The 24,085-nt window shown below is 66.8% G+C and carries 13 protein-coding genes, 1 tRNA gene and 2 pseudogenes; 7 read left to right on the top strand and 9 right to left on the bottom strand.

Annotated elements, in window-relative coordinates:
• The first annotated feature begins 126 nt into the window (after positions 1-126).
• Positions 127-1,269, top strand: a complete 1,143-nt coding sequence (locus tag ACIGZJ_RS27215) for a hypothetical protein (protein WP_396459685.1) — start codon at positions 127-129, stop codon at positions 1,267-1,269.
• A gap of 478 nt (positions 1,270-1,747) precedes the next feature.
• On the opposite strand, the gene ACIGZJ_RS27210 is transcribed toward ACIGZJ_RS27215, so the two are convergent.
• Positions 1,748-4,069, bottom strand: coding sequence for a hypothetical protein (locus ACIGZJ_RS27210; RefSeq protein ID WP_396459684.1), 2,322 nt, complete (start codon positions 4,067-4,069; stop codon positions 1,748-1,750).
• Positions 4,070-4,335: 266 nt separating this feature from the next.
• Here ACIGZJ_RS27210 and ACIGZJ_RS27205 point away from each other — a divergent pair, with 266 nt between their 5' ends.
• The 3 genes from ACIGZJ_RS27205 to ACIGZJ_RS27195 all read left to right on the top strand — a co-directional run bounded on the left by ACIGZJ_RS27205 (position 4,336) and on the right by ACIGZJ_RS27195 (position 9,075).
• Complete coding sequence (locus tag ACIGZJ_RS27205) at positions 4,336-7,470, top strand: BTAD domain-containing putative transcriptional regulator (protein WP_396459683.1); 3,135 nt, start codon at positions 4,336-4,338, stop codon at positions 7,468-7,470.
• A gap of 114 nt (positions 7,471-7,584) precedes the next feature.
• Positions 7,585-7,737 carry a hypothetical protein gene (locus ACIGZJ_RS27200; RefSeq protein WP_396459682.1) on the top strand — a complete coding sequence of 51 codons (153 nt, stop codon included), beginning with the start codon at positions 7,585-7,587 and terminating at the stop codon, positions 7,735-7,737.
• A gap of 933 nt (positions 7,738-8,670) precedes the next feature.
• Complete coding sequence (locus tag ACIGZJ_RS27195) at positions 8,671-9,075, top strand: hypothetical protein (protein WP_396459681.1); 405 nt, start codon at positions 8,671-8,673, stop codon at positions 9,073-9,075.
• Here the strand turns inward: ACIGZJ_RS27195 and ACIGZJ_RS27190 are convergent.
• On the bottom strand, positions 9,053-9,796 hold the full coding sequence (locus tag ACIGZJ_RS27190; RefSeq protein WP_396459680.1) for a hypothetical protein: 744 nt from the start codon (positions 9,794-9,796) through the stop codon (positions 9,053-9,055). The genes ACIGZJ_RS27195 and ACIGZJ_RS27190 overlap by 23 nt on opposite strands.
• Before the next feature lie 82 nt (positions 9,797-9,878).
• Here ACIGZJ_RS27190 and ACIGZJ_RS27185 point away from each other — a divergent pair.
• A pseudogene (locus tag ACIGZJ_RS27185) lies at positions 9,879-10,567 on the top strand (hypothetical protein).
• Between the two features lie 21 nt (positions 10,568-10,588).
• Positions 10,589-10,897 (top strand): annotated as a pseudogene (locus ACIGZJ_RS27180) (ATP-binding protein); the annotation flags it as partial.
• A gap of 65 nt (positions 10,898-10,962) precedes the next feature.
• Here ACIGZJ_RS27180 and ACIGZJ_RS27175 read toward each other — a convergent pair.
• The 5 genes from ACIGZJ_RS27175 to ACIGZJ_RS27155 form a co-directional block, all read right to left on the bottom strand.
• Positions 10,963-12,237, bottom strand: a complete 1,275-nt coding sequence (locus ACIGZJ_RS27175; protein WP_396459679.1) for a Wadjet anti-phage system protein JetD domain-containing protein — start codon at positions 12,235-12,237, stop codon at positions 10,963-10,965.
• A gap of 1 nt (position 12,238) precedes the next feature.
• Positions 12,239-16,498 (bottom strand): TIGR02680 family protein, encoded by a 4,260-nt coding sequence (locus ACIGZJ_RS27170; RefSeq protein ID WP_396459678.1) that lies wholly within the window; start codon positions 16,496-16,498, stop codon positions 12,239-12,241.
• Positions 16,482-17,765, bottom strand: a complete 1,284-nt coding sequence (locus ACIGZJ_RS27165; RefSeq protein ID WP_396459677.1) for a TIGR02678 family protein — start codon at positions 17,763-17,765, stop codon at positions 16,482-16,484. The genes ACIGZJ_RS27170 and ACIGZJ_RS27165 overlap by 17 nt, the downstream gene beginning before the upstream one ends.
• Positions 17,762-19,324: a TIGR02677 family protein gene (locus ACIGZJ_RS27160; protein WP_396459676.1), complete on the bottom strand. Its 1,563-nt coding sequence runs from the start codon at positions 19,322-19,324 to the stop codon at positions 17,762-17,764. The genes ACIGZJ_RS27165 and ACIGZJ_RS27160 overlap by 4 nt, the downstream gene beginning before the upstream one ends.
• A gap of 295 nt (positions 19,325-19,619) precedes the next feature.
• The gene (locus ACIGZJ_RS27155) at positions 19,620-20,741 is read right to left on the bottom strand and encodes a Fic family protein (protein ID WP_396459675.1); all 1,122 of its coding nucleotides are present in this window, start codon (positions 20,739-20,741) and stop codon (positions 19,620-19,622) included.
• Between the two features lie 71 nt (positions 20,742-20,812).
• On the opposite strand from ACIGZJ_RS27155, the gene ACIGZJ_RS27150 reads away from it, so the two are divergent.
• Positions 20,813-22,081 (top strand): tyrosine-type recombinase/integrase, encoded by a 1,269-nt coding sequence (locus ACIGZJ_RS27150; protein WP_396459674.1) that lies wholly within the window; start codon positions 20,813-20,815, stop codon positions 22,079-22,081.
• A 393-nt stretch (positions 22,082-22,474) separates the two neighbouring features.
• Here ACIGZJ_RS27150 and ACIGZJ_RS27145 read toward each other — a convergent pair.
• Positions 22,475-22,548: transfer RNA gene (locus ACIGZJ_RS27145), tRNA-Pro, on the bottom strand.
• 152 nt (positions 22,549-22,700) lie between these two features.
• The gene (locus tag ACIGZJ_RS27140) at positions 22,701-24,062 is read right to left on the bottom strand and encodes an MFS transporter (RefSeq protein WP_396459673.1); all 1,362 of its coding nucleotides are present in this window, start codon (positions 24,060-24,062) and stop codon (positions 22,701-22,703) included.
• Positions 24,063-24,085: the final 23 nt, after the last annotated feature.

The raw sequence follows: 24,085 nt of genomic DNA, 5'->3' as shown, positions 1-24,085 counted from the left end.
CCATGACCGGGCTGTGACCCGGCTGCAGGCACGATGGGGGGTAAGGTCGTGAACAGTCCACTCAGAGAGTGCATCCCGGCCGTGCAGGGGAACACGCGCTGGGCAACGATGGCAGAGTGCAAGCGGGTGCTGGTTGCCGTCCACACCTTGGTCTACGCGCAACGGCTCCGAGACATCTTCGCGCTCCTCGGTTCGGATTTGAGGATCCAGGTTGTCTTCACCGTGGCACCGCACGCCTTCAACGACGGTGTGGCCGGCTATCTGTCGGCGCTGGGGGGCACAGTGCTGCCGTGGGAGACGGCGACCGCCATGGAGTTCGACTTGGTGCTGGCCGCCGGATCCCAGGGGATCGACCAGCTGCGCGGGCCAGTCGTCAGACTTCCGCACGGTGCCGGCCACCAGAAGCTGTCACCCGCCGGAGAAGACGGTCAGCGGAGCGTGTCCGGACTGGGCCGGGAGTTCCTCACCTGGGAAGGAGAGCTCACCTGCGCTTCGTACGCCCTCGCGCACCAGGACGACCTGACGGAGCTTTCGTCGTCATGCCCCGACGCGCTAGGGGTCGCGGAGGTCGTCGGCGACGTCGACCACGACCGGCTGGCGGCCAGCATCCCGTACCGATCCGAGTACCGGCAGGCTCTCGGGCTGCGGGACGGCGAGCGATTCGTCCTCGTCTGCTCCACGTGGGGTACCGGCTCGATGTTCGGTCAGCCGGACAACCTGTTCCCCCGCCTCGCCACCGAATTGGCCCCCGATCTCTTTCGGACGGCCATGCTCGTGCACCCGAACGTGTGGTCAGGGCATGGAGGTTGGCAGGTCCGATCGTGGGTTGCGGGGACCACGAGAGGCGCGGTCACGCTGATCGCCCCGGATGCGGATTGGCGCCCGCTTCTGGCCGCGGCGGACTTCGTCATCGGTGACCACGGATCGCTCACGCTCTACGCCACCATGACCGCGGCGCCCATCCTCCTGGCCCGCTTTCCCTTCCAGGATGTCAACCTGCGTTCGCCCGGCGCGGTCCTGGCACGGACGGCTCCTTCGCTGTCGTTGACGCACTCGCTCGACCGGCAGCTCGACTATGCCGAGCGGCGGTACCGGCGGGAGGAGTACGAGCCGATCGCCGCTCGAATCTCCTCTGAGCCCGGCCGGTTCGGTCGCAACATGCGGCGGCTGCTGTACCGCGTGTTGAAGCTGGGTGAGCCGGCATACGAGCCCGAAGCAGGGCGGGTAACCCTGCCCTGCCCGCTTTCGGGGGTGCCGCGGTGGCGATGACTATCCAGGTCGGACTGTCATGGGAGCCGCACAGGAGCCCTGCGGTCTCATGGGTGGCACACGTCGCATCGGCTATCGGATCCGTCCCTTTGTTCCGGCTCACAGCCTGCGAGGAGAACCATCGGGTCGACACCGTCCGGTCGCTGGTGGACGAGCACCTCTCCATAGGACTCTCCGCTCACCGCGACGAGAGAATCCGGCCGCTCGCCGATGTCCTGCACGAGCATCGGCTGTGCGGACGCCTCGAGGCCGCGTCACGGGCGACCGACATGATCAGGCGCTTTCCGGGATGCGCAGTGACGGCTGTGGGCTATCGCGGCGGACTCGTCGTTGCGACCAGGACTGGCGAGCGTGTACAGGTCTCGAGAACGGGGGGCCACCGTTTGGGAGCCGCCGTGATCGGCTCTCTGATGCATGCCTGGCTTGCTGCCGGGGGGAGTGTGGCCGACCTCCGCGGCGTGGCAGCGGTCGCGGGTAGCTATGTCGACGGGAGGTTGTCGATCCTGTCGACCAGGCGGCCGACGTCCAAGGCGCCCAGTGATTGATAGATAACGAGGGACTGCCCGTACCGCGTCAGTGCGTCGGTCGGGCAGTCCCTCTGTTCCGCAAGCTCCCCCATCAGTTCCAGCGTGCGCGCTTCCCAGTGCCGGGAGCCGAGCTGCCTGAACTCGGCGAGCGCGTTGCCGAAGCATTCCTCGGCGGACGAATTCTCGTGCGCTGCGGCATGGGCTCGGCCGAGCCACGCCATCGCCCGGGCGGCCTCGTACCGGTCGGGAAGTGCGTAGAGCTGTTGATGTGTCTGCCTGAACAGGTGCACCGCATCGTCGTGCCGGTCTCCGGCCAGCATCACTTCGCCCAGCGAGAGCCGAGCGAGCGCCGCGCCGCGAAGGTAGCCGAGCGATTCCCTCAGCTCCAGCGCATGCCGGAACGCGTCGGCCGCCTGGTCGAGTCGGCCCGAGGCCTGGCGGGCATGACCGAGACCGTGATGGGCATCTGCCTCGGCCCGCAGGTCGCCGATGTCCTGAGCCAGCACCAACGCTTCGGAAAACCAATCGGCGGCATCGGTTGGCCGGCTTGCGTTCCGCAACCCATGGCCTCCCGAGGTGAGCATTCGAAGTTCCCCCTGCCGATCCCCGGCACGGCGTGCCGCCGCGATCCCGATCTCATGCGCCTCGATCCACAGGTCGTGCGGGCGGAGTCGAAGGAAGAGTGGCCACATCGCGTCAACGAGCTGCCATACCCCGCTTGGGAATTCAGTGGCGGCCCCACCTCGTAGCATCGCCATCAGGTGACCGCGCTCCGAATCGAGCCAGGCCAGAGCCTGAGACTCGTCGGCGAAGTCAGGTAGCCCGGTGGGTGGTTCCTGGTAGTCGCGAGCAAGATTTCGATGGCTGGGGCTGATCAAAGCCTCGGCCTGGGTCGCCGCTGCGAGGTACCACTCGAGAACACGGCGCAACGCCGCATGTCGGAGCTCAGGAGGATCCGTCTCCAGCGCCCACGTACGAGCGTGCAAGCGCACCAAGTCGTGAAATCCGTATCGGCCGCTTCCCAGGTCTTGGAGCAGGTGCACCTCGGCAAGGGAGTCGAGCAGTCGATCGGCATCACCGATTCCTACACCGGCAGCAGCACCGGCCGTTGCTGAGCAGATGTCCGGAAGCGGGAGCAACCCGAGTAGCCGATACAGGCGGGCGGGCCCGTCGGCAAGGTCACGACAGGAAGCGTCGAGAACGCTCCTCACGGCTGTCTCGCCGTCGATCCGAAGAGCGTCCAACCGGTCGCTCTCACGCGCAAGCGCATCGGCGGTGACTGCGAGGGCCTGGTTCGGCCTGGCAGCCATGCGCGCCCCGGCCAGGCAGACGGCGAGCGGCAGACCGGCGCAGCGTGCGATCACTTGGTCAGCGGCGGTTTGCTCGGCAGCCACTCTGTCAGCCCCGATGCGGGCTGAGAGGATGGCTGTGGCCGACTCACGGTCGAGCAGGCCCACCGGGTGGAAGCTGGCCCCGTCGATACCAAGGCCCGTGAGCCGGGCTCGGCTGGTGACCACTGCCAGCGAGGAATCCGACCCAGGGAGCAGCGGGCGCACCTGAGCAGCGCTGAGGGCGCTGTCGAGAAGAAGTGCGATGTGGCGCTTCGAGGCCGTGGAGCGCCACAGAGCGACGATCTCGGCAAGCGGCAAGGGCACTGAGGCCACACCCATCGCGCGCAGGAATCCGCCAAGGACTTCGGTCAACTGAGCGGGCTCGTCCAGGGTGTGGGCTCGAAGGTCGGCGTAGAGAAGACCATCGGGGAATCGTGAGGCCAGCCTGCGCATCCAGCTTGTAGCTAGCGCGCTCTTGCCTACTCCTGCCGGCCCCGAGAGCACGATCGTCAGTCCCCCTTCCCAGGGGGGCACTCCGAGAAGGGCGTCAAGCCCTTGCATTTCGCGTGTGCGTCCAAGGAGGCGCACAGGGGCGGGCGGAAGCTGTTGAGGGATCGGAAGCTGCGCGGGCGCAGAAATCTGGAAGTGCACGCCCCCGTGAACGTCCCGTGCCTGGACCACGCCCCCGGCAACATCGGCCGAACCCGAGATCGTATTGCGGTGGTCGCTGTGTGAGCCTGCCCGGCCATGACCGCTGTCAGCCAGCCACCGCAACAGCTCCACGGCGAGCTCGGCGCTCTGTTGCGACCGTTCGACCAGCAGCAAAGCAAGGTCGGCCAACGCGGATTCGCGATCAGGCCCGGCAAGTCCGCGAAGCCACAGTTCGGTGAGGCCACCTGAGTCGCCGGGGGCCAGGTGAAGCCAGGACCCGATGACTGCCAACGATGACGGCGTAGCCCTGCACAGTGCCGCTTCGACCATGTCCGTGTTCAGTGGTCCCATTTCGCCCCCGGCTCATACCACATAGCACGCAAACCTACGAAGAGTATGCGAGAGCACACCGGTATGCGAAACCTGACGTGGTATGGCTGGTCGGCCAGGCACATGCGATGCTCTCTTGCGGTGAAGACTGGGGACCGACCGGCGGGGGTATCCGGATGGAATTCCATCTCCTAGGAACAGTCGAACTGTCAGCCCAGGGACGGGCGGTGAAGCTCGAATCCGACAAGGTGCGATGCTTGGCGGCGGTTCTCGCGGTCGACGCCGGCCGACCGGTTTCACTGGAATCGTTGATCGCGAAGCTGTGGGACGACGACCCCCCGGCCAAAGCTCGCGCCACGGCTCACTCCTACCTGTCACGCTTCCGCGCCGCGCTTCGTCTCGCTCAGCCCGCTGATGCCGACACCCCCTTGGCAGCCGTGAGTCGCAAAGCACACACCTACACCCTGAACATCGAACCGCAGCGGATCGACTGGGTGAGATACGTCCAACTGTCGCGCCGTGCGAGATCGCTGGCAGAGATCGGCGACGATCACGAGGCCCTATCGGTGTTCGGTCACGCAGAAGACATCTGGCAGGGCGAGCCGCTGGCCGGCCTTCCCGGCCAATGGGCGCACGCCACCAGAAGCACTATGCACGACCAATGGCTGGCTACCACGCTTGCCCGCTTCGAGGTCGAGTTGAGGTTCGGACGGTTCATCAGCCTCGTTCCCGAGTTGGCTGCGTTGGCCGACCAGCGCCCGACGGACGAACGGGTCGCCGGCCACTTGATCACCGCTTTGTACGGATGCGGCCGGCAGGCCGAGGCACTCGGCGTCTTTCAGCGAACCCGACAAGAGCTGCGCAGCCAGCTCGGCACTGAACCGGGCGAGCAGCTCAGCCTCCTCCAGCAGCGCGTCCTCCGTCGCATCCCCGTCAACGAACTCCTACCCCGTCCGAGGGGGGCCGTTCAACGCGGGCAGGCACGCGCACAGCCCAAACCACAGCGCAGTTACCTGCCCGTACATCGTGAGCTGGTGGGTCGGCAGCGGGAACTGGAGGAGGTTCTTTCCACTGCCGGACCCGACTCTTCCGGTGGTGCCATTGCTGTCGTCTCCGGCATGGCAGGCTCAGGAAAGTCACACCTCGCAGTCACCGCCGCACATCTGTCCCAGCATCGCTTCTCAGAAGGGCAGTTCTACGTCGACCTCCGAGCGAACGCCGGCGCACAGCAACCACTTCAACCCGAGCTGGCCGCGACGACGATCCTTCGACAGGCAGGCTTTGCAGCCGCAACCATTCCATCGGACCGCGATGAGCTCCTGTCCAGATGCCGGGAACTGCTCGCCGAACGCCGAGCGGTGGTCGTCCTCGATGATGCGCGCGGGCCGGACCAAGTCCGCCCGCTGCTCCCCGGAACTCCGACAGCCCTGATCCTCATCACCAGCCGTCACCGGCTCGCCGAGCTCCCCTGCCACCCGATCTTCCTCGATGACCTGCCGATGGATGACGCAGTCGATCTCTTCACCCGGCTGGTCGGATCTGGCCGCACTGGTAGTAGGGAGGAGGTCGAATCCATCGTCGGACTCTGCGCAGGGCTACCGTTGGCCATCGGTCTGGCGGCCAGTAGGCTCAGGTCCCGTCCCTCGTGGTCGCTTCACCACTACATCAACCGGCTCTCCCGCAAGGGCGGCCGCCTGGACGAGCTTCGCCATGGCCTCGACAGTGTGGCCCTCACCTTCGACGTCTCATACCAGGCCTTGCCCAGCGCGCAGCAGGAAGCCTTCCGCCGACTCGGCCTCTATTCCGGGCCTGACATCGGCCCGAATTCTGCAGCCGCCTTGATCGGACGGCCACTGAGCGAAACGGATCGGATTCTTGAGGATCTGCACAACCTGCACCTGATCCAGGAGCACTCGCCGGAGCGATACGTGCTGCATGACCTCCTTCGCGAGTATGCAGTGGATCTCGTAACAGCCGAGGAACGTCAGAGCTCGATTCGACGACTCGTCAGTCATGCTATACAAGGCGCGTATCGGTCAGACCACATCGTCAACCCGAGGCGTCTACGCCTGCCACTGCCGACCGATTCCGAGCACTCAGCCACGACAGCCACAGTCGACCCGATCGACTGGCCTGACGAAAAGGCCATCAAGTCGTGGCTGATCACAGAGTTGCCCGGCCTGGCGGCCGTTGAAGAACATGCCCGAACCACCGGCATGGCGGAGGAAGCGGCTTGGCTCGCCCACTCCCTCGCCGGGCATCTCGAATCCGAAGGACTGTGGCGCGAAGCCATCGAGATGCACTGCGCCGCGTCCACCCACTGGCGCACCCATGGAGTACGGCCCTCCGAATCACATGCCCTCCTCGCGCTCGCGTCAGTCCAGGTTCGAGCCGGACAGTACCTCGACGCCGCACGGGCAGCCGAGCGAGCTCTGTCCCTCGCCCGGTCCGAGGGCGACACCAGGTGCACCGCCGAGGCACTCGAGAAGCTCGCGGCGATTCACTGGCATCAGAGCGACCTCGCAACAGCCCTGTCGATCCAATGCGAGGTCATCGGCATTCACCGATCAACACACGACGATTGGAACCACGCCCGCTGCCTGAACAACATCGGAGCAATCTTTCTGCATCTCGGAGACAACAAGTCTGCGCTCGAATCATTCACCGAAGCGCAGGCTCTGATCGCTCATCTCAAGGACGCCCGGCTCGAGCTGCAAATTCTGAGCAATATCGGGGGAATTCACTTGAGCTCCCGAAGGCCGGAACCGGCTCGGATCGCCTTCGAGAGGATTCTCTCCATCGGAATGAGTGTACTTTCATCCGATGACCTGGCGACTGTCCGAGTAAATCTCGCAGCTTCCCTTCCCTTGCCGAAGGAAACCGTCCGAGCCACCGAGCTCTATCAGTCTGCCCTGCACACCTTCCGCGAGTCCGGAAACCGGCGGACCGAGGCCGACGCGATGAACGGGCTCGGATCCGTCCATCGACAGTCGGGGCGGTTTGACGCTGCGGCCGAGCAGCACTCCCTCGCTCTCGAACTCGCCCAAGCCATAGGCGCACAGCGCGAACAGGCCGCAGCCCTGCGCGGACTCGGCCAGGCCGCATACTCGGCCGGCAATGCCCTTGCCGCCTGCGACTACCTCGGCCGGGCCGCAGCTCTGGCTCGACAGATCGGCGCGATGGAAGAGGAGACCTACGCCTGCGAGACATTGGCTGAATTGCATCTGAGATTCGAGCACCACGACCGGTCTCGCGAGGCCGCCGAACGCGCTGTCGAGTTGCTCGCATCAATCAATGCGCCAGAATCGATCAAACTCAGAGAGGTCTTGACAGTACTTGATCAACTTACCGGCAGGAATTAGCCGCGGAGACAGCTGCTGCACTCACTCTTGACCCTGCGTGCGATTTGATGGAATGGCGTTCCCATGGTGGACTAATCAGCTAACACCATTACCACGACCATTGGAACGCACCACGTGAAGCTCATCCCGCGCTACTCCGCTGCGATCGCCTGTCTGGCTCTCGCAGCCTCGCTCCTGCTCGCCCCGGCCGACGACCCTGCGGAGGCCTCCCAGCCGGACTCGACTGTCCAGGCCTGGATGCCCATCTGGGCGGACCAGAGCCAGTAGGCCCACAGGCTGGGCCACGCCCACGCGTGGCCCAGCCCCGCACGGCCCTTCCGCGTACAGAAGCGCCACGGCCCTCCGCAGCGTCCCTTTCGGCGACAGATCGGCGGCCCAGGCCCATCTCGCCTCCGCCGCCCAGTTGACCCGCCCAGGAACCTGTCGGTGCCTGCCACGAGGTCGGCACCGTCGAAGGCTTCTCCCGCGACTCCGTTCGGCCCGGTAGGCATGCCTCCGCGTGAGGCGGGCCGAGCCTGTTGCACACCGAGCTCCAAGACCTCGGTCGCGGCAGCCTGCGCGAACCGGCCCCGGGCTGCAGAAGGTGGTGGGGTTGCCCAGTTCGTCCGCGGGCGCCAGAAGTTACCCGTACCGTGTCAACTGAGGGCCGGGCAAGTAACAAAGGCTGGGGGCATGATGGAACCGGTTTCAATGGCCTTGCTGGCAGCGCTGGCAAGTGGCGCCGGCGGTGAGGCAGGGAGGCAGGTCTGGGCTGGCTTGAGCGCTTTGGTTCGCCGCCCGTTCCAAAGTGCCGAGGACGCACCTGTGGTGTCTTCGGGGGATGTTGAACTGGCAGCGCTCGAACAAACACCAGGTCCGGAACAGGCTAGCGCGCTCAGCACCGCTCTCGCTGTACGGGCAGCGCTGGACTCCCAGTTCCGCGCCGACCTTCAGCAGTGGCACGAGCAGGCCAGAACAGTCCGCACCGGAGACGGCGACGTAACCATCACAGTCAGCGGTGGCACCTTCCAGGCCCCTGTCCTACAGGGCCGGGACATCTCTGGTGTCTCCTTCTCGGTCCCGCCGCCACCGCCCTTCCTCTCCGGCGCCGACAGGACGGCCACAGGAGACTGACCGGCGTCCGGTCCTCCGGAGGACAGCCCGATCCCGGCAGTGCGGAGAGCAGCCAGCCGTACGCACCCTGCCCGGAGGTACGACTTCATGACCCGCTACAGCATCGACCCCGAACGGCACGAGCTGATCGCGACCTGGGGAACCGGCGAGGCCGATCTCGCCACCCGCATCGCCACCGTCCCGACCGGCACGGACACCGCCGCGCTCATGCGGCTGGCCCGCGCCCTCACCCACCTGTCCGAGGCCGCGTGGCGCACCTACACCCACCCGGCGAGCGCCGCTTCCTCCCAGGACCCCAACTCCGAGGGCTCGCGCCGCGCGGAGGAACGCAAGGCGTTCGACGAGGTCCCCGGCGCCATCACCCGGCCCAACCTCCCCCAGGACGGCATGCTCGACGTCGAATACAGCCCCCTGGTCGAGTCCGCCCACCGCGCCGGCCGCGCCCTGCGCGCCCTCGGCAACGCGGACCTCACCGCCGCCGTCCTCGCCTAAGTCGGCTCCGAGCTCGCCGCAGTGGAGAGCGCCGATCTCGGCGACCTCGCCAGCCGTGCCCGCCAGGCCGAACCGGGACGTGCAGGCGACCGGACATCAGGTTGATGTGACTGGTGACGATGACGTTGGCGGTATCGAGCGCCGTCTGGTGGCGGTGATTGCCGCAGTGGACGAACCACGCGCAGCGGTAGCGCCGCATCTCGCCGGTCTCGGGGTCGGTACCCTCGAAGTCTTTACACCGTTCCTGGCCGGGCTGCCAGAGGTCGACGTCCTGGGTGTTGGTGGACTTCGCCTGCATCGCGCATCCGTAGGCGAATTCGCTGTACGCCGCTTCTGCTTCTTCGGTTCGCCCTTCCTCGGTGAGGCTGAGGGCAGTCTTCTCGGCTTCGTCCTGCATGCTGTTCGGCGAGATCAGCGGCACGACCGCGTTCGGAAGACCGAGATCAGCCAACTCCCCACGGAGCGCGCGGGTGAAGGAGAACACTCCGTCGTTGCGTGGAACGACGATTCCGGTCACCAGGTCGTTCTTGACGCCCCATTCGGCACGCAGTTTGGCCAGGACGCTCTTGCCCGAACCGGTGCACGCGCTCAGCACGCGGATCAGGCCGGCGTCGAGAGTCAGGAAGCCGTCCGTGAGTAAGGAGCCGTCGGCTCGTCGGATGTGTTTGAAGAGGCGGTCCAGGCTTTTGCGACGGTGGCTCTGCCCGAACTTCCCGTCCACGGCGTCGGCGTTCCGCTCTATTGATCGGCGCGGCAAACGGAATCGTCGCCTTCTTCTCGGGCCTTGGCCGCCAGGTCCACTGATGCAGAATCGTGCCTTCACCCGTGAAGGCGTGTCCGGCGGCGCATCGCGCGTTCGCCGCCGGGCGCTGCTCGGCCTCGTGGTCCTGGTGGTCCTCGTCGTCCTGGCCGGAGCCCTCGCCTACTTCACCCGCGACACCCGAACCGCATCCAACCGTGTTTCCCCGGCCGCCAGTTCGCCCTCGTCCGCCAGCGCTTCCGCGTCGGCATCGCCTACGGGTGGTGCCGGGTCGGTTCCGCGCCGCCGTCGACGCACCATTCGATCGGCTACGCGAAGGCTGCGGCGGTGGCGCTGTGGTCGTACGACACCCGCTCGTACTCGCAGCCGGAGCTGGTGGCGGGCCTCCACCGGTGGCTGACCACCGAGGCCAACTACGCAGACGCCGACTCGGTGGACCGCCTGGTGCCCTCGCCGCTGCTGTGGGGACGGATGGCCGACTCCGGCCAGTTCGCCACCGCGACCGCGGACGAGGCGCACTTCCCGGACACGTTCACCAGGGTGCTGCAGGCCGATCCGGGAGCGATCAAGCAGGCGTACATCTACGCCGTCACCGTCATCGGCAAGCAGTCGATCGCCTGGAACGGCGCCCCGCAGGGCGGGGCCGAGGACCGCTCGTCCACCCTCGCCGTCCAGTGCCGCCCCGACCGTCCCTGCGCTCTGGTCGGCGTGCTGCCGACCGTCTCGCCCTAACCCCAGGAAGGAGGTTCCCCCATGGGTGTCTGCGACGTCCCCATGATCAGCCAGGTCTGCGACGCAGTCGACGCGATCAACTGCGTCTCCGGTCCGGGCAAGAGCATCACCGACGGCATCGGTGCGTGGATCACCAAGTCAATGCCGGAGCTGGCGACCAGCGCCGTCAACCTCGCCTCGCAGGCCGTCAACCAGACCACCGGCATCGACCTCAACGCCGGGTGGTTCAGGCAGAACTACGAACTGATCCTGCCGATCGGCCTGATCCTCACGGTCGGAACGTTCTGCGCGCAGCTGATCCTCGCCGCCTGGCGCCGCGAAGCACGCGCGCGGTAATTGGGTCACGGGGTGCCGCGGCCAACTGCGTCGACCTTCGCATGCGGTGGCAGAGACCATCATTCTCGCCGAGCGAGTTCGTTGAGCCATTGATGCAACTGGGGAAGTACCTGCTCGTGGAGCCCCTCCTGCTCGCAGCGCATTCCCCCGTGAGCGATGATCGCTGCGAGGAGCCCTTGAAAGTGCGCCGGCACGGACTCGGTCATCGTCTGGGCAGCGGCTCGCCAGCGTTCCAGCTCGGCCGGTTCTTCGTCGAGCTTGCTTCCGTTGTGGTAGAGGACCGCATCCATGCCGATTGGCCGGATGGCCCGATCGCTCTTCTCCGCGAGGTTGAGGATGATCCCGACACCAGGCGGGTCGAGGTCTCCCCAGGCCGCGATCGGGAGCGAAGGCGGCACGCGACTGCGCAGGAAGAGCGCCAGTGCGTCGGAGGCGAAGCCTCCGGTCCAGATGCACAGCCATTCGGTGGGGACGGTCGTGCGCGAGGAAACGGCCTCGAAGGTCTCCTGGTTCTCGATCAGGAGAACCCCCACGGCCTGGAGGTCGAGGTGGCCGTCCTGGGCCGCAGCTCTTCCGGGCAGCTCGATGAACGGCTCGGCCCGAGAGAGATCGGCCACGAGGCCCTGGCGGTGCCATTCGGCAGGGCCGGTCATTCGCAGGCCGGTGTCCGCCGTATGGACCGCATCGCCGAACGGCCGCCCTATCAACTTGGAGAAGGCAGCCTTGGACGCATCGGTCCACTGCTTGCTTCCACCGAGGGCTTGCGTCGCAAGTTCGCGCTCGCCGTACTTCCAACCACGGCTCGATCCTCGGTACCACTCTGCCGCAGCTCGTACGGCGGCATAGTAGGTGGCCCAATGGCTGGTTCCGGTGCGTGTTCCGGCTGGGGCAAGCCTGCGGTTGTCGTCCGGGAGTGCCGCCAGCAGGGAGCGTTCCGATGTGAGCTCCCGCACACCAGCCATCGCGGCCATGGCCTCCGCACGTTCTCTGAGTACCTTCTGGCGCTTGACGATCGAGCGATAGCGGGCTTGGCCGCGTTTGGTCCTGATAGGTCCGTCCGCACCGATGAGAAGTTGCCGTAGGGGCAACGCATGGCGGCTGCCGCGCAGTACGGCGTCAGCGTGCCCGAGGTGGATACCTTGACCGGTCACGGCATTGGTGCCGAAGAGGTCGACCAGATCGCCACGTTCACGTGCGGTCAGGCGCATACGCATGGGGCGGTCCAGCTTCCCCCCGTTGGCGATGCGCTCGCGCGCCAGGGTGCAGAAGAGCCGGCCGCCCGGGGTGGCCGTCCATTCCGCGAGGTCGGGGTGGAGCACGACGTGGGCGCGCATGTCAGTCCAGGTCCGCTTCGCTGATCAGGTCGCCCGTCCGGCTGTAGAGGTCGTCGTCGCCCTCGGCGTCGAAGACGTCCTCCTCGTCGTCCGGGTAGAGCTCATCCTCGTCCTGGTCGAGGTCGTCGCCGAGGTCGTCGTCCGTGCCGAAGTCCAGTGCCGCGCCGCCGATGAGTGCCGGATCGACCATGACGTGACGCCGGGTGCCGTCCCAGATGATCGGTGTGGTCAGCACGCCTTCGGTCTGAGGATCACGGAAGAGTTGGTAGGTCGCGACGCCGGGGACCTCCTCGTAGAAGCCCCACTCGTCGTGGCTCGCCATGACGAAGTCCAAGTCGAGTTCGACGAGCAGGCCCATGCACTCTCCCCGCATTTCGGCATCGATTCCGGCGAACGCCTCATCCAGGTAAACGGGGCGGGGGGCAGTGGGTGCTGCGCCGGTGTAGTGGGCGGCGGCAGCGGCGAAGAGAGGGAGCTGCAGCATCACGGCCTTCTCTCCACCCGAGCCCTTTCCGTGCATGCCGGCGTCGATGTCGATCCACTTCTGCTGTGGTCCGGTCTTGTACTGGACGCGGATACGGCTCCAGGTCCTGTAGTCGAGAGCGGCGCGCAGATGGGCCTTCCAGTCGGTTCCGCCCTCGGCCTCGCGAGCCGTCGCGATCTGTTGGCCCAGGAATGTGATGAGGTGCTCGCGCGCGCTGTCTGGGAGAAACCGGCTCGCCTGCTTGTCCAGCGTGTCCAAGGCCTCCCGGGTCTCCCTGCCCTTTTCGGGGTCCGGCTCCCAGACCAGCCGCATGACCTGTCCGGAGGCGGTGCGGCGCAGCCCGAGCAGCCGGTTCATCTCCCCAACCAGGGCCTTGGCTCCTGCCCGGCGACGGCGCAGGTGGTCGCCGACCTGTCCGAGGAGAACCTCGGTGAAGAGGTCGTGCTCGCTCGCGTCGAGGAGGCGGCGGCGTTCGCGGACCTCCGTCTCAACAACCGCCAACGCCTGGGTGATGGTGTGGCTGCGACCGTTGTGGATCAGCCTGACAGTGACCAGCCGGTCGTCGTTTCCGCTGCGGACGGTCCAGTCCTGGCCGGCGAGCTCCCGTTCGAGCTGGTGCCTGGCCTGGTCGACATCGTCGCGCGCCTGGTCGAGCGCGCCTTGGTCTCCCGGGTCGTTCGCGAGTTCGAGCAACACGGCCCGGGCCCGAACAGCAGCGCTCGTCTCAGGGCTCGGCACGGAACCCGTGGCGGACACCAACTCCATGAAACCGAGTTGCTGGAGCCTGTCGTAGTCGCCGGACCGGTCGTTCAGCAACTCTTGGCGCTGTTCGACCAAGGCGATCGACTGCTCGTGTGCCGCCTTGCGACGGACGGCCTGTTCCGTCGACCGTTCGACCATTCGGTCATTGTTCTCCTGATGCTTCGCCGTATCCGCGAGCGCCTTCTGGGCGATGGCCAACTCGGCCAGCACTGAATCAACGTCCGCACCGACCACACGCCGCCGCACGTCGTACTGCTCGCGCCTCTGGCTGGCATCCCGGATCGCCGTCTTCTGATCCTTGTCCACCACGACCAGGTGGGTCTGACAAATACTCAGGAGATTGTTGGCATCCTCGTACTGCTGTTCCCGGTGTGCCCATGCCTCGACCTTGCGGAACAGTTCATCAAGGCTTGTGCGGTACTCCTGCAGTGCGTGCTGTTCGGAAGCCAGCAGGTCGAGTCGGGTGGTGGTCACTCGTTCCCGCGCATAGAGATCGAGGGCGGCTCCGGCGTCCTCCAGCTCCCGTTTCCGCCCGACCGCGGCAGCCTCGTCGAGTTCGCGTTGCTTGTCGTGTGCTTCGAAGACCTTCCGAGCGGTGGCCAATTCCTGCTGGCAGCTGCGCAGTGACACGTCAAGGCTGGCCGCATCCTCGTACTCGGAAGCGAGGTCGTTCTGACGCCCGCGAGTGGTTTCGAGCCGCTCGTCCAGATCGAGGAGCATGGCATCCAGCTCGGCGATCTGCTCGTCGAGCACACGCAGGCGCCGCTGTCGCTCCGCCTCGCGGGCTGCGGCGCCGATGTATGCGGGCTCCGAGACGGCAGTCCGGCCGTGAGCAGGCCCGATTCGCCAGGACCCGTCGGTGGCGATCCAGTCACCGGAGGGCGGTGGGGTGCCAGGCCGGACGAGGGCCAAGCCGGCGAGGACACGGGCGGTCACCTCGACGGGGACAATCGGGTTGTCGACAGGCTGCAGGACAATCGTCAGCGAGGGCCCCGGAACCGGCGCACGGTCGGTTGGCAGAACAGTATCGAGCGTGCTGCTGTCGAGGACTGCCCCCGAGGAGGTGACCCAGGCGTCAAGGACGCCCGAGCCGAGGAGCGAGGACTCCAGCCCGGTCCTCTCCGAGGCGGTGAGGTGTGGGGCGAACTCCAAGAGTCTCCACAGCGGCGCTCCGTCAGCAGCTTCAGCGCGGTCCCGGCGCCGGTGGGGCGGTGGCGCCGGGAGCGGGTCGGCCTCCTGAGCCACTCGCAGACGAGTCCGTGTAAGCGCCTTCTGATCGTTCGCGACGCGGCGCCATTCGCTCGCCAATCCGGCTGCTTCGATGGCCAGTTGCTCATAGAGGCGCTTGGCCAGGCGGGTGAGCTCCTGGGCCAGGGTGGAAGCGCCAGACAGACCGAACGTCGGTACAGCGGTGTTCAGTTCGGTGAGCTCGTCGTCGGTGAGCAGGAACTCGCGGCAACGGTCGCCCCAGTCGGACAGGCCTTCCCGGAGTAGGGCGACCTGGTTGGCCACATCGGTCTCGTGGTCGCCCATGGCCTTCTTGGAGGCGCTGCAGAGCGTCCTGCTCTTCTGGAACGCCTCGTTGGCATGGTCGAAGGCAGCCTGGGCTTTCTGAACCGATGTCGCGAGCTCCACGGCTCGTTCAAGCACCCTGGCGCGGGCCTGTACATGGCCAAGAAGTGTGTCCTCCGCTTCCTGCGGTGTCGTGCGGATCACTGGAACGCACTGGGTGTGCGTGTCTTCGATCCGGGTTTGGGCCGCGCGGACCGCCGACAATTCCTCGGCCTTGCCAAGTGCCGCTGCCGCCACGATGAGGCGCTGTCTCTTCCGGTCAGCGGCTGACGCGGCGTCGGTGACTGCAGCCTCGGCCTTCTTGTACCGCTCCTCAAGTTCGGGGAGCTTTGCCTCGGCTTCTTCGGCTTGCTCCTGCAGCCGGGAGAGAAGCTCGTGCTGCTCCATCAGGGGATTGGAGCGCAACTCCCCGAGAGCGGTCTGGAGCTTCTCGTGCCGCTCCTTGAGCTGCCGCCGTTCCCCAGTGGCCTGATCAAGTGCCTTCTCGGCCTCCGCGAGCTCGTCCGATGCCTTGTCGCGGCCATGGGTGGCCTCGTCGAGTGACTGTTCGGCTTTGAGCACGTGGTCGGCCAGGCTCCGAGTCCAGCGGCGTGCATACCTGGTGTACACGGATTGGAATGCCTGCATGCCTAGGAGGTGCCGCTCCTGCTGCGCGAGGTCCTTCCGGTCGCGGGCCAACTGGTCGAAGCGGACTGCGAGGTCATCCAGGAGCACGGTGCTGACCGGCGGGAGGCCATTGCTGAGCATCCGGCTGAGCTTCTCGCCGTTGAAGTTCTCGCTAAGCTTGGGCTTGCGAAGGACGAGAAGCAGCTCAACCAGGGACGCCAGGCTCCCGGAGCTGAATCCGAAGAGGCGTTCGGCAACTGCGGCCCGATACTCGCGACGGTCCTCGAAGACGCTCTGGGGGCCGAGCCGGACCTCCAGTTGCTTCCGCAGATGTGGCTGCCGGTGCTCGTTGAACAGGTCGAAGTCCTGGCCGACGCGCTTCTCGGTGACGAAGAACCAGGGTTTGTGCAGCCCGCCCTTCACAGACGTGCTGGCCCGCATGCCGATGCCGATGGTGACGTACTCGTGGCTGCCGTCCTCGGCGACACGCCCGTACTCGCACCAGCTGTATCCGACGCGCTGTGTGCGCCCGCGGTGCAAGAGATTGTCCCGCATCGGACGAGCAGTGGAGCCGAACGGGTCCAGCCGGCGGGCGCTGAGAACCGCGTCCAGCAGGAGTGGGCTGGTGACTTCCATCACCTTCGTCTTGCCGGCCCCGTTCCGGCCGCGCAGGATCAGGCCGTGGCCGTATGAGACGAACTCCTGCTCCTCGTACTCCCAGATGCCGATCAGTCCCAAGCGGAGCTGCTGGAACCGCTTTCGTTCCGGCACGGGGAATGCGCCGTCGAGAATGCGCTGCAGTGCCGCGCTCGGCGCTCCGTCAGTCGGTTCCGTCACCGTAGAGGTCTTCCGTTTTCGAAGGGCGAACAGTCGATGGCGTGCCTGGCCTGGTCCCGGCTCCGGCCTGCTCCGGGCCGAACAGCAGGAGCGCTTCTCCCTGGACGCGGGCACCACGCCCGGTGGGATCGCGGTACCGGGCGGCAGCGGCACGGACCCGGACACCGTCATCGTGGGGGTCCACGAGGCCGAATTGAACCAGCACAGGCAGTGCGTACCGGAGTGTGGTGGCGGCATCGACAGGCCTGCCGTCGATCTTCGCCACGACGCGGCTGATCTTCGCGGCCACCAGATCAGCCAGTTCGAGGAGACGGTCGTCCCGGACCATGAAGCTCGTTCCGGTAGTCAGGTTCGCCTCACCGGCGAGCAGATCGACCAGCGCGAGGGCGGCGACGGAAGCGGCGCTCGCGGCAGGGAAGTCCAGGTCAGAGAAGTCCTGGTCCACAACGGCCACGCCGTCGGCGCGAACTTCCACGCGGGTGTCCAGACTCAGGCGGAGGTCGGCAACGAGCTCGTCCCGGTGCTCGGCGAGGTAGGCCCGCTGGGCGACTGGAAGGTCCTCGACGTACACGACGGGATGGTCGACGAGCCGACGCATGACGGCTTGCCGCAGGTCGCCGTCAGTGGGTCCGCTACCTGCAAGGTCGCCGTCCTGCACATGCAGCAAGGCGTCCGGCCCCTCTGCCAGGCTGGGCGGCACCGGGCAGGCTATCGCGAAGGCGGCCGTGCGATGGTCTATGTCGTAGAGGGCGTTGCCTCCGCCGGTAACGTATGCCTGCTCGTGGTCCGCCGTGATCCCAACATCCCGGGTGGGCACCAGGACGCCGTCCTCCGTGAGGCGGCGAATTGCGGCGACCAGGTCGCGGCGTTCGCGGGTCGTCGTGGCGTCGAACCGCCGAATCGAACTGCTTGCTGTGGTGAGCGCGGTGACACGGTCGGCGAGCTCGGTGATGACGGTCTGCTGCCCGCAATCCACTAGTACGGCCAGGACTGTGCAGTACAGGGTGCACTGCCGCGCCGTCGGAATCGAGGGATCGGGGAATCGACCGGGGTCCTCGGGGACCTTCAGCAGCCGAACGCGGTCTCGTTCCACCAGCAGTGGCCAGCCCAGCCGGTGGTCGAACCAGGTTCGCAGCTCCTCCTCGTGCAGACGGGCCTGATCGATCAGCCGTCCGCGCCGGCCCTGCCGTCGGAGGGTCGGATTCCGCAGCAGTGCGCGGATCACTTCACGACGCTCGTGGCCGTCCTGTCCAACCCAGTCGCTCATCTTCTGCCTCGCCCATTCAACGACAGAGTCAGCTGGAAATCCTTCGTGCTCAGCCGCCCGCCGCGAAGCCTCACTCCTGCTCCAGTACGTTCGGTCGGCGCGACGCCCAGAGTGACCAGAAGCCGCCCGTCCGGTGTCCGGGCACGTCGAATGCCCCCAGCGCTCTCACGAACGGACAGCGCCAGAGACAGGCAGGCGAGGAAGACTTCGGCCTCGGAGCTGTCGAGCTGGCCCAGTTCCGACAACCGAATCGGCCCTCTGGCGGCAAGCGACCTCTCGGCGGCCTCCACGGTCGCGTGCTCCTGCTGCTGCCGGGCCGCTAGAAGGCTCTTCGCACGCCGCGGGTTGCGGATGCGGGGCAACGGCCCGGAGTTCGCTCGCGGCCCCCTGGCCCGGAGCTCGGCGGAGACCGGTGCGGGATCGCTGTGCCACCAGCTGGTCTCGGGCTGCAGATCGGTGCCGGCCTCCGGCGCTGCGGGATGACCGAGATGGCGAGCGGAGTAGTTCCCGAAGGCCGTACGCCAGAGGGCAGTGGTTTCGCGCACACTGCCTGCCCGGTCGAAGCGGTCGAACCAGCCGGCCAGGGCCACCAGGTCGGCCGTTCGGCTCGCTCTGCGGAACCGCTGGTCGTTGATGTGGCCAATGGTGAGGATGATGAAGTTGATCGCGTCGGAAGCACGATCGAGCAGCAACTCGGCAACCGGCGGCCGTTCGGTGGCGGGCACGAACCATCGGCGCAGGCCGTTCCACCTCTCGCGCATCCGTTCCACCTCCCGGTCAACGGCTTCCTCATGACTCAGGCCGAGGACCGGTGCGGTCTCCAGGGCTGCGAGCTCCTGGAGCCTCGACAGCAGGTGCACCCTTTCAGCCTGTGTGATCAGCTTGGCGATCAAAGGGGAATTCTGATGCAGCACCACGGTGAACGAACGCAGGTACCGGACCACGACGTTCTTGTAGGCGATGAATGTCTCTGGGTCGCGGATCTCCTCCGAGGCCAGGGAGCCGTTGAGGCTTTGAACGAAGAGCTTGGCGTCCTCCGAAAGCCGTGCGAACCCATTGGTCGTCGTCCGGAAAGCACCTAGTGCCGCCTCCAAGTCCTCCTCGTCGGAACCCAGGGCACGCACCAGTGTGGCAAGAGAGGTGAGGATCTCCGGCAACATCGAGGACTGCAGAGCGCCAGCATCAGCCATGTCCTGGTCGATCCGGGTCATCTCGCGGTGGACCCGCGCGCCGGCCGACGTCAGCTGGTACAGGAAATCTCGTTGGAGGTACTCCTCAGGCGTGGTGATCCGCCGGGTGTTATGGATACGGTCCACATTGCCCCAGCGGTACAAGTCCTCCAGCAGGGCATCAACGGAGGGGAGTTGCGCCAAGAGTTCCGGCTCGACCGACAGTGCTTCCCGGACACGCTGCGCAACCTCCTTCGTGCTGAGGTGGATTCCCAGCCGGGATTCCTCGTCCAGCAGTACATCCAGGACCACCCGGTAGAAGAGCGCTTTGTCGTGGTTCAGATACGCAACGACCTTCATGCGCCCGCCGAACACGGGTACCCCTGACATCGCACCTCATCAAGATCAGTTGGCCTCACAACACTGCGCCTGTGGCCGGAGAATCGATCATTCAGAGATGACGCCGCTCGCGTGCCGGGCGAGGCGGGTTCGGCCAATCTCCAGCGCTCAGCTTATACGCATGAAACAAAGCTGGGGCCGGGTTCGATCAACGGGAAAATCACTCCCGCGGTCCCCCTTGCATTGAACCGACGACCATATGGTCGCCCTACACGGCTGTACCGAACCAGACCCGGGACTCGCCCCACCACCGAAGCGCCGACTCCTCTCTTGTCGTCAGCAACGCCTATGCGTACGGGTCGCGCAGCGGTCGAGGCTCGCGCACCCGTTGCATGATCTTCTCGGGCAGATCCGAGCCTGCAGTGTAGTAGCGCCCCTGCGCCTCGCCCCGGGCAGCAAGCCAGTCGGCGCGGACGAGCTCGCGGATGTCACGTTGAGCCTGCTGCTCGCTGAGTTCGGCGTCGGCTTGGTAGGTGGCGCGACGCAGGCGGTTGCCCATGGCCGCGGGATAGAGGGCGTAGAGCATCCGGTCGGGCCAGCCGCGTTGCTCGACGGCTTCGTCGAGGGCGGTCCAGACCTCGCGGGTGGTGTTCACCTGACGCTCGACGCTCTGGGCCTGCTGGTGGTGGGCACGCAGGCAGAACCGGATCCAGGGCAGGGTGTCGCGGTCGGGAGTCCAGACCGGGCCGCCGACCTCGGCGAGGGTGTCGTAGTAGCGGTAGGTGTTGCGGGCCCGTCCAAGCCATTCCTCGATGCTGGAGAACTCCGGTGCCATGATCCCTTCGCGGGCCAGGACCAGGGTGTGCAGGGCGCGGGACATCCGCCCGTTGCCATCCGACCACGGGTGGATCGACACCAGATTCTGGTGCGCCATCGATGCGCGCACCAGCCCCGGTGCGTCGAGGTCTCCCTCGTTCAGCCACTCCACCAGTTCGCCGGTCAGGCCCGCCAGCTGTTGGGCATCAGGGGCGGTGTAGGCAGCGATGGTCGGATCCTCGGCGGAAGTGACGTAGACCGGCCCGGTACGCCACCAGCCGGCCCGCTTGAGCAGGTGGTGGCCCTGCATCATGAAGTGCAGCGAGTTGAGCAGGCCCTTGCTATAGGCGAAGTCGTCGCCCGCCTCGGCGAGGCGTTGGATGTAGGTCATCGCCTGCCGATAACCCTCGATCTCGGCCGTGACGGTGTCGTTCGCATCAATCGGCGCTTCGCCGACCATAATGTCCTCGACGTCCGACACGCTCGCGACGTAGCCCTCGATCGTGTTCGATCCGGCGATAGCCCGCGCCGTGAGGTTACGCCGCAGCTGCCCTTCCCAGCGACGTGAAGTGCGCAGATGGAGACGCAGCCGGTCGCGCATCTCGTCGATCTCCGCGAGGACGGATTGGTCGATGTCCTGCAGCAATGGCACACCATAGAGCATAAAGCAATGACACCATGACGGCATCAAACAAGCAAGGTGAATCGGCGCAACCATGGTGCATGAGTACTTCAACGCACCCCTGGAAATCAGCCGCCCCGGACCCGTTCAGCGAGATCACCGCTGCCGACCCTCCCGCTCCGCCGAGCGCCCTGCGCTCGCATTACCGCACTTCGCCGCTCACCAGCCGCCGCCCGCCGGCCTCCCAGGCCACCCCGACCCAAACGCAGGCCTGGGCCAGCTTCCTGGCAGGGGCCGTCCACAATGGGCTCGACCCAACGCTGGTCACCCAATGGCTGACCATCCTGGCCGACGCCACCGGCAGCCCTGTCCTTCCATCCCTGGCCTCCGTGCCGTTGGGCGACTACGTCAACCTCCGCCTCCCGGCCATCCTGACCGGCCTGGAAACCACCACGCACGCCCCGTACCTCGCCGGCTGGCACCTGCGGATCGAGCCCGAGCTCGGGCGACTCCCCCTCCGCCTGATCACCACCGCTCTCATCACTGCAGCAGTTTTCGGCTGGATCGCCGATGGCTGCAGCCGCTCCACGATCAAGAACACCCTCGCCATGCTCTCCCGCATCTTCGAACAGGCCATAGTGGACGGCATCCTCGAACGTAACCCCGCCCACATCACCGGCTGGCAACACGAATTCCAGCAAGCCGAGGACGAACTGCGAGACCCCCGCACCCTGGCACTGCGCGACTGGGATGCCCTTATCGAACTCGCCGACGCCCTGGTCGAAGCCTCGTACAACCGCTACCGCGGCTGGGGCGACGTCGTCGTCCACAGCGCTTGCACCGCCACCCGCATCGGGGAAGTCTCTGGAGTTCGGGCCCGCGACGTCGACACCGACAAGTGGCTCCTGACCTGCCGCCGACAGACCACTCCCGCACCCGGCGGTCTGGTCGACAAGCACACCAAAGGCCGGATCGCCCGCTTCATCCCGATCATCGAGCCGCTGCGCCCGCTCATCGCCCGCCGACTGCAGGCCACCCGCGGCGACCCCGACGCTCGCCTCTACACCGGCCCGCGCGGCGGCCGCATCAGCACCGCCGTCCTACGCGACGCCACGCACTGGGACGAGGTCATTAGCGACCTCGGCTACGAGCACCTACGACGCCACGATCTGCGCCACACCGGGCTCACGTGGATGGCGGACGCTGGATTCCTTCCGCACATCCTCATGGAAATCGCGGGACACCGGCTCATCACCACCACCCAGCGCTACTTCCACCCTGACGTGCTCCGGATCCTGGAAGCCGGCCAAGCCCTCACTCATCACCTCGAGAAGCTCCAATGCGACGGCCAGATCACGCGCCGCTGGTGACACACCGTGACCACCATTGCCTCGAAATGGCCACTGCCAAGCCGCTTCGAGGCGGCCCGAGTCACTTCACAGCAAGCAGCAGGCATCAGAAAGGCCTTAGAAATACCCCGATATGAACCAGTTTGACCCACTTGACCGATGCCCGGCGCACTTGACCGAAGGTCAAGTGCGCCACCACGCCTCGCTCCAGCAAAACGGCAAGGAGGTCTCGCACTTCACCTTGAGATCGAAGAACAATCCGCAAACCAGCCACTGGAGCAACGGGTGGCGACGGACCCATGGCCAAACCTGGTGACCATTTTGGGACCACCCGGGACCAAAAACGGGCCCTGAAAACCAGCAAGAGCGGGCACCTGGTTTCCCAAGTACCCGCTCTCACAACCGACTTCACAGTCGGGACGACAGGATTTGAACCTGCGACCCCTTGACCCCCAGTCAAGTGCGCTACCAAGCTGCGCCACGTCCCGTGGTCTCGCTGCCTGCAGTGGAGCCTGGGGGGCTCTGCTGTTCGGCTTCTCGACCTTGTCTCCGGTGTCCCGGCGACGTGGAAAACAATACAGCACGTCGGGGGGTGCTCGCTGCCAGGTATTGCGGGTGGTGGGGGTCGGGGTGGCGGGGGTCAGGGGGTGGGGTGGCGGGCGTCGTAGCGGAGGAAGGCGGGGCGGCGGGCGGCGAGGAGGAGGATGGCGGCGACGCAGGCGAGGCCGCCGCTGATGACGGAGGTGGCGGGGCTGGTGAGCGAGGCGACGGCGCCGGACTCGAAGTCGCCGAGGCGGGGGCCGCCGGCGACGACCACGATGAAGATGCCCTGGAGGCGGCCGCGCATCTCGTCGGGGGCTGCGACCTGCATCATCGTGTTGCGGAAGATCATGCTGACGGTGTCGGCGCAGCCGGCCACGGCGAGCAGGAGGAGTCCGGGCCAGAGGCTGCGGACCAGGCCGAAGGCGGCGATGGCGAGGCCCCAGGCGGCGACGGAGACGAGGACCGCGGCGCCCTGGCGGTTGACCCGGCCGACCCAGCCGGAGAAGAGGGCGCCGACCAGGGCGCCGACCGCGGGGGCCGAGACCAGCAGGCCGACGGTGCGGGCGTCGCCGCCGTAGAAGGTGACCGCGATGGCGGGGAAGAGGGCGCGCGGCATGCCGAAGATCATGGCGGCGAGGTCGGCGAGGAAGCTGGTGCGCAGATTGGGCTGCTCGCGCAGGAAGCGCAGGCCGTCGAGGACGGAGGCGCGGCCGCGGCGGTCGCCGAGCGGGCGCATGGAGGGCAGGCGCCACATCGCGTACAGGGTGGCGCCGAAGGCGACGGTGTCGACCAGGTAGGCGGCCTGTGCGCCGTAGGCGCCGATGAGGACGCCGCCGACCATGGGGCCGACGGTGAGGCCGAGGTTCATGCTGACCGTGTTCAGGGCGTTCGCGGCCGGGAGCTGATGGCTCGGGACCAGGCGCGGGATCATCGCCGAGCGGGCCGGGGAGCTGAGCGCGAAGAAGCCGGCCTGGACGGCGACGGCCGCGTAGAGCAGTGCGACGAGCCCGAGTCCGGCCAGCGCCTGGGCGGCCAGGACGGCGGAGACGGCGGCAAGGCCGGCGGATCCGATCAGCCCCAGGCGTCGGCGGTCGACGGTGTCGGCGATCGCGCCGCCGTAGAGGCCGAAGGCGATCAGCGGGAAGAGCGAGAAGAGGCCGACCAGGCCGGTGGCGAAGCTGGATCCGGTGAGGTCGTAGACCTGGACGGAGACCGCCACCGCCGTCATCTGCTGGCCGATGGAGGAGACCGCCTGGCCGAACCAGACCCGCCGGTAGTCCGCGTTCTCGCGCAGCGGGCTGAGGTCGGCGAAGGCCCCGCGGGTGACGCGCCGGAACCACGGCGGGGAGGGAGTGTCGGGGACGGAAGAGGGAACGGGGTCGGCGGCCGGGGCGGCGGGGGGCGGCGAGGCCGGCGAGTCGGCGGAGGAATTCGCAGGATGATTGGTCGACACAGCCACCCATAGTCGTCCTGCCCGCTCTG

Source organism: Kitasatospora sp. NPDC052868, assembly GCF_044547105.1.
GTDB lineage: Bacteria > Actinomycetota > Actinomycetes > Streptomycetales > Streptomycetaceae > Kitasatospora.
Note: the sequence above shows the minus strand (reverse complement) of the source record. Positions and strands in the feature narration are given on the sequence as shown.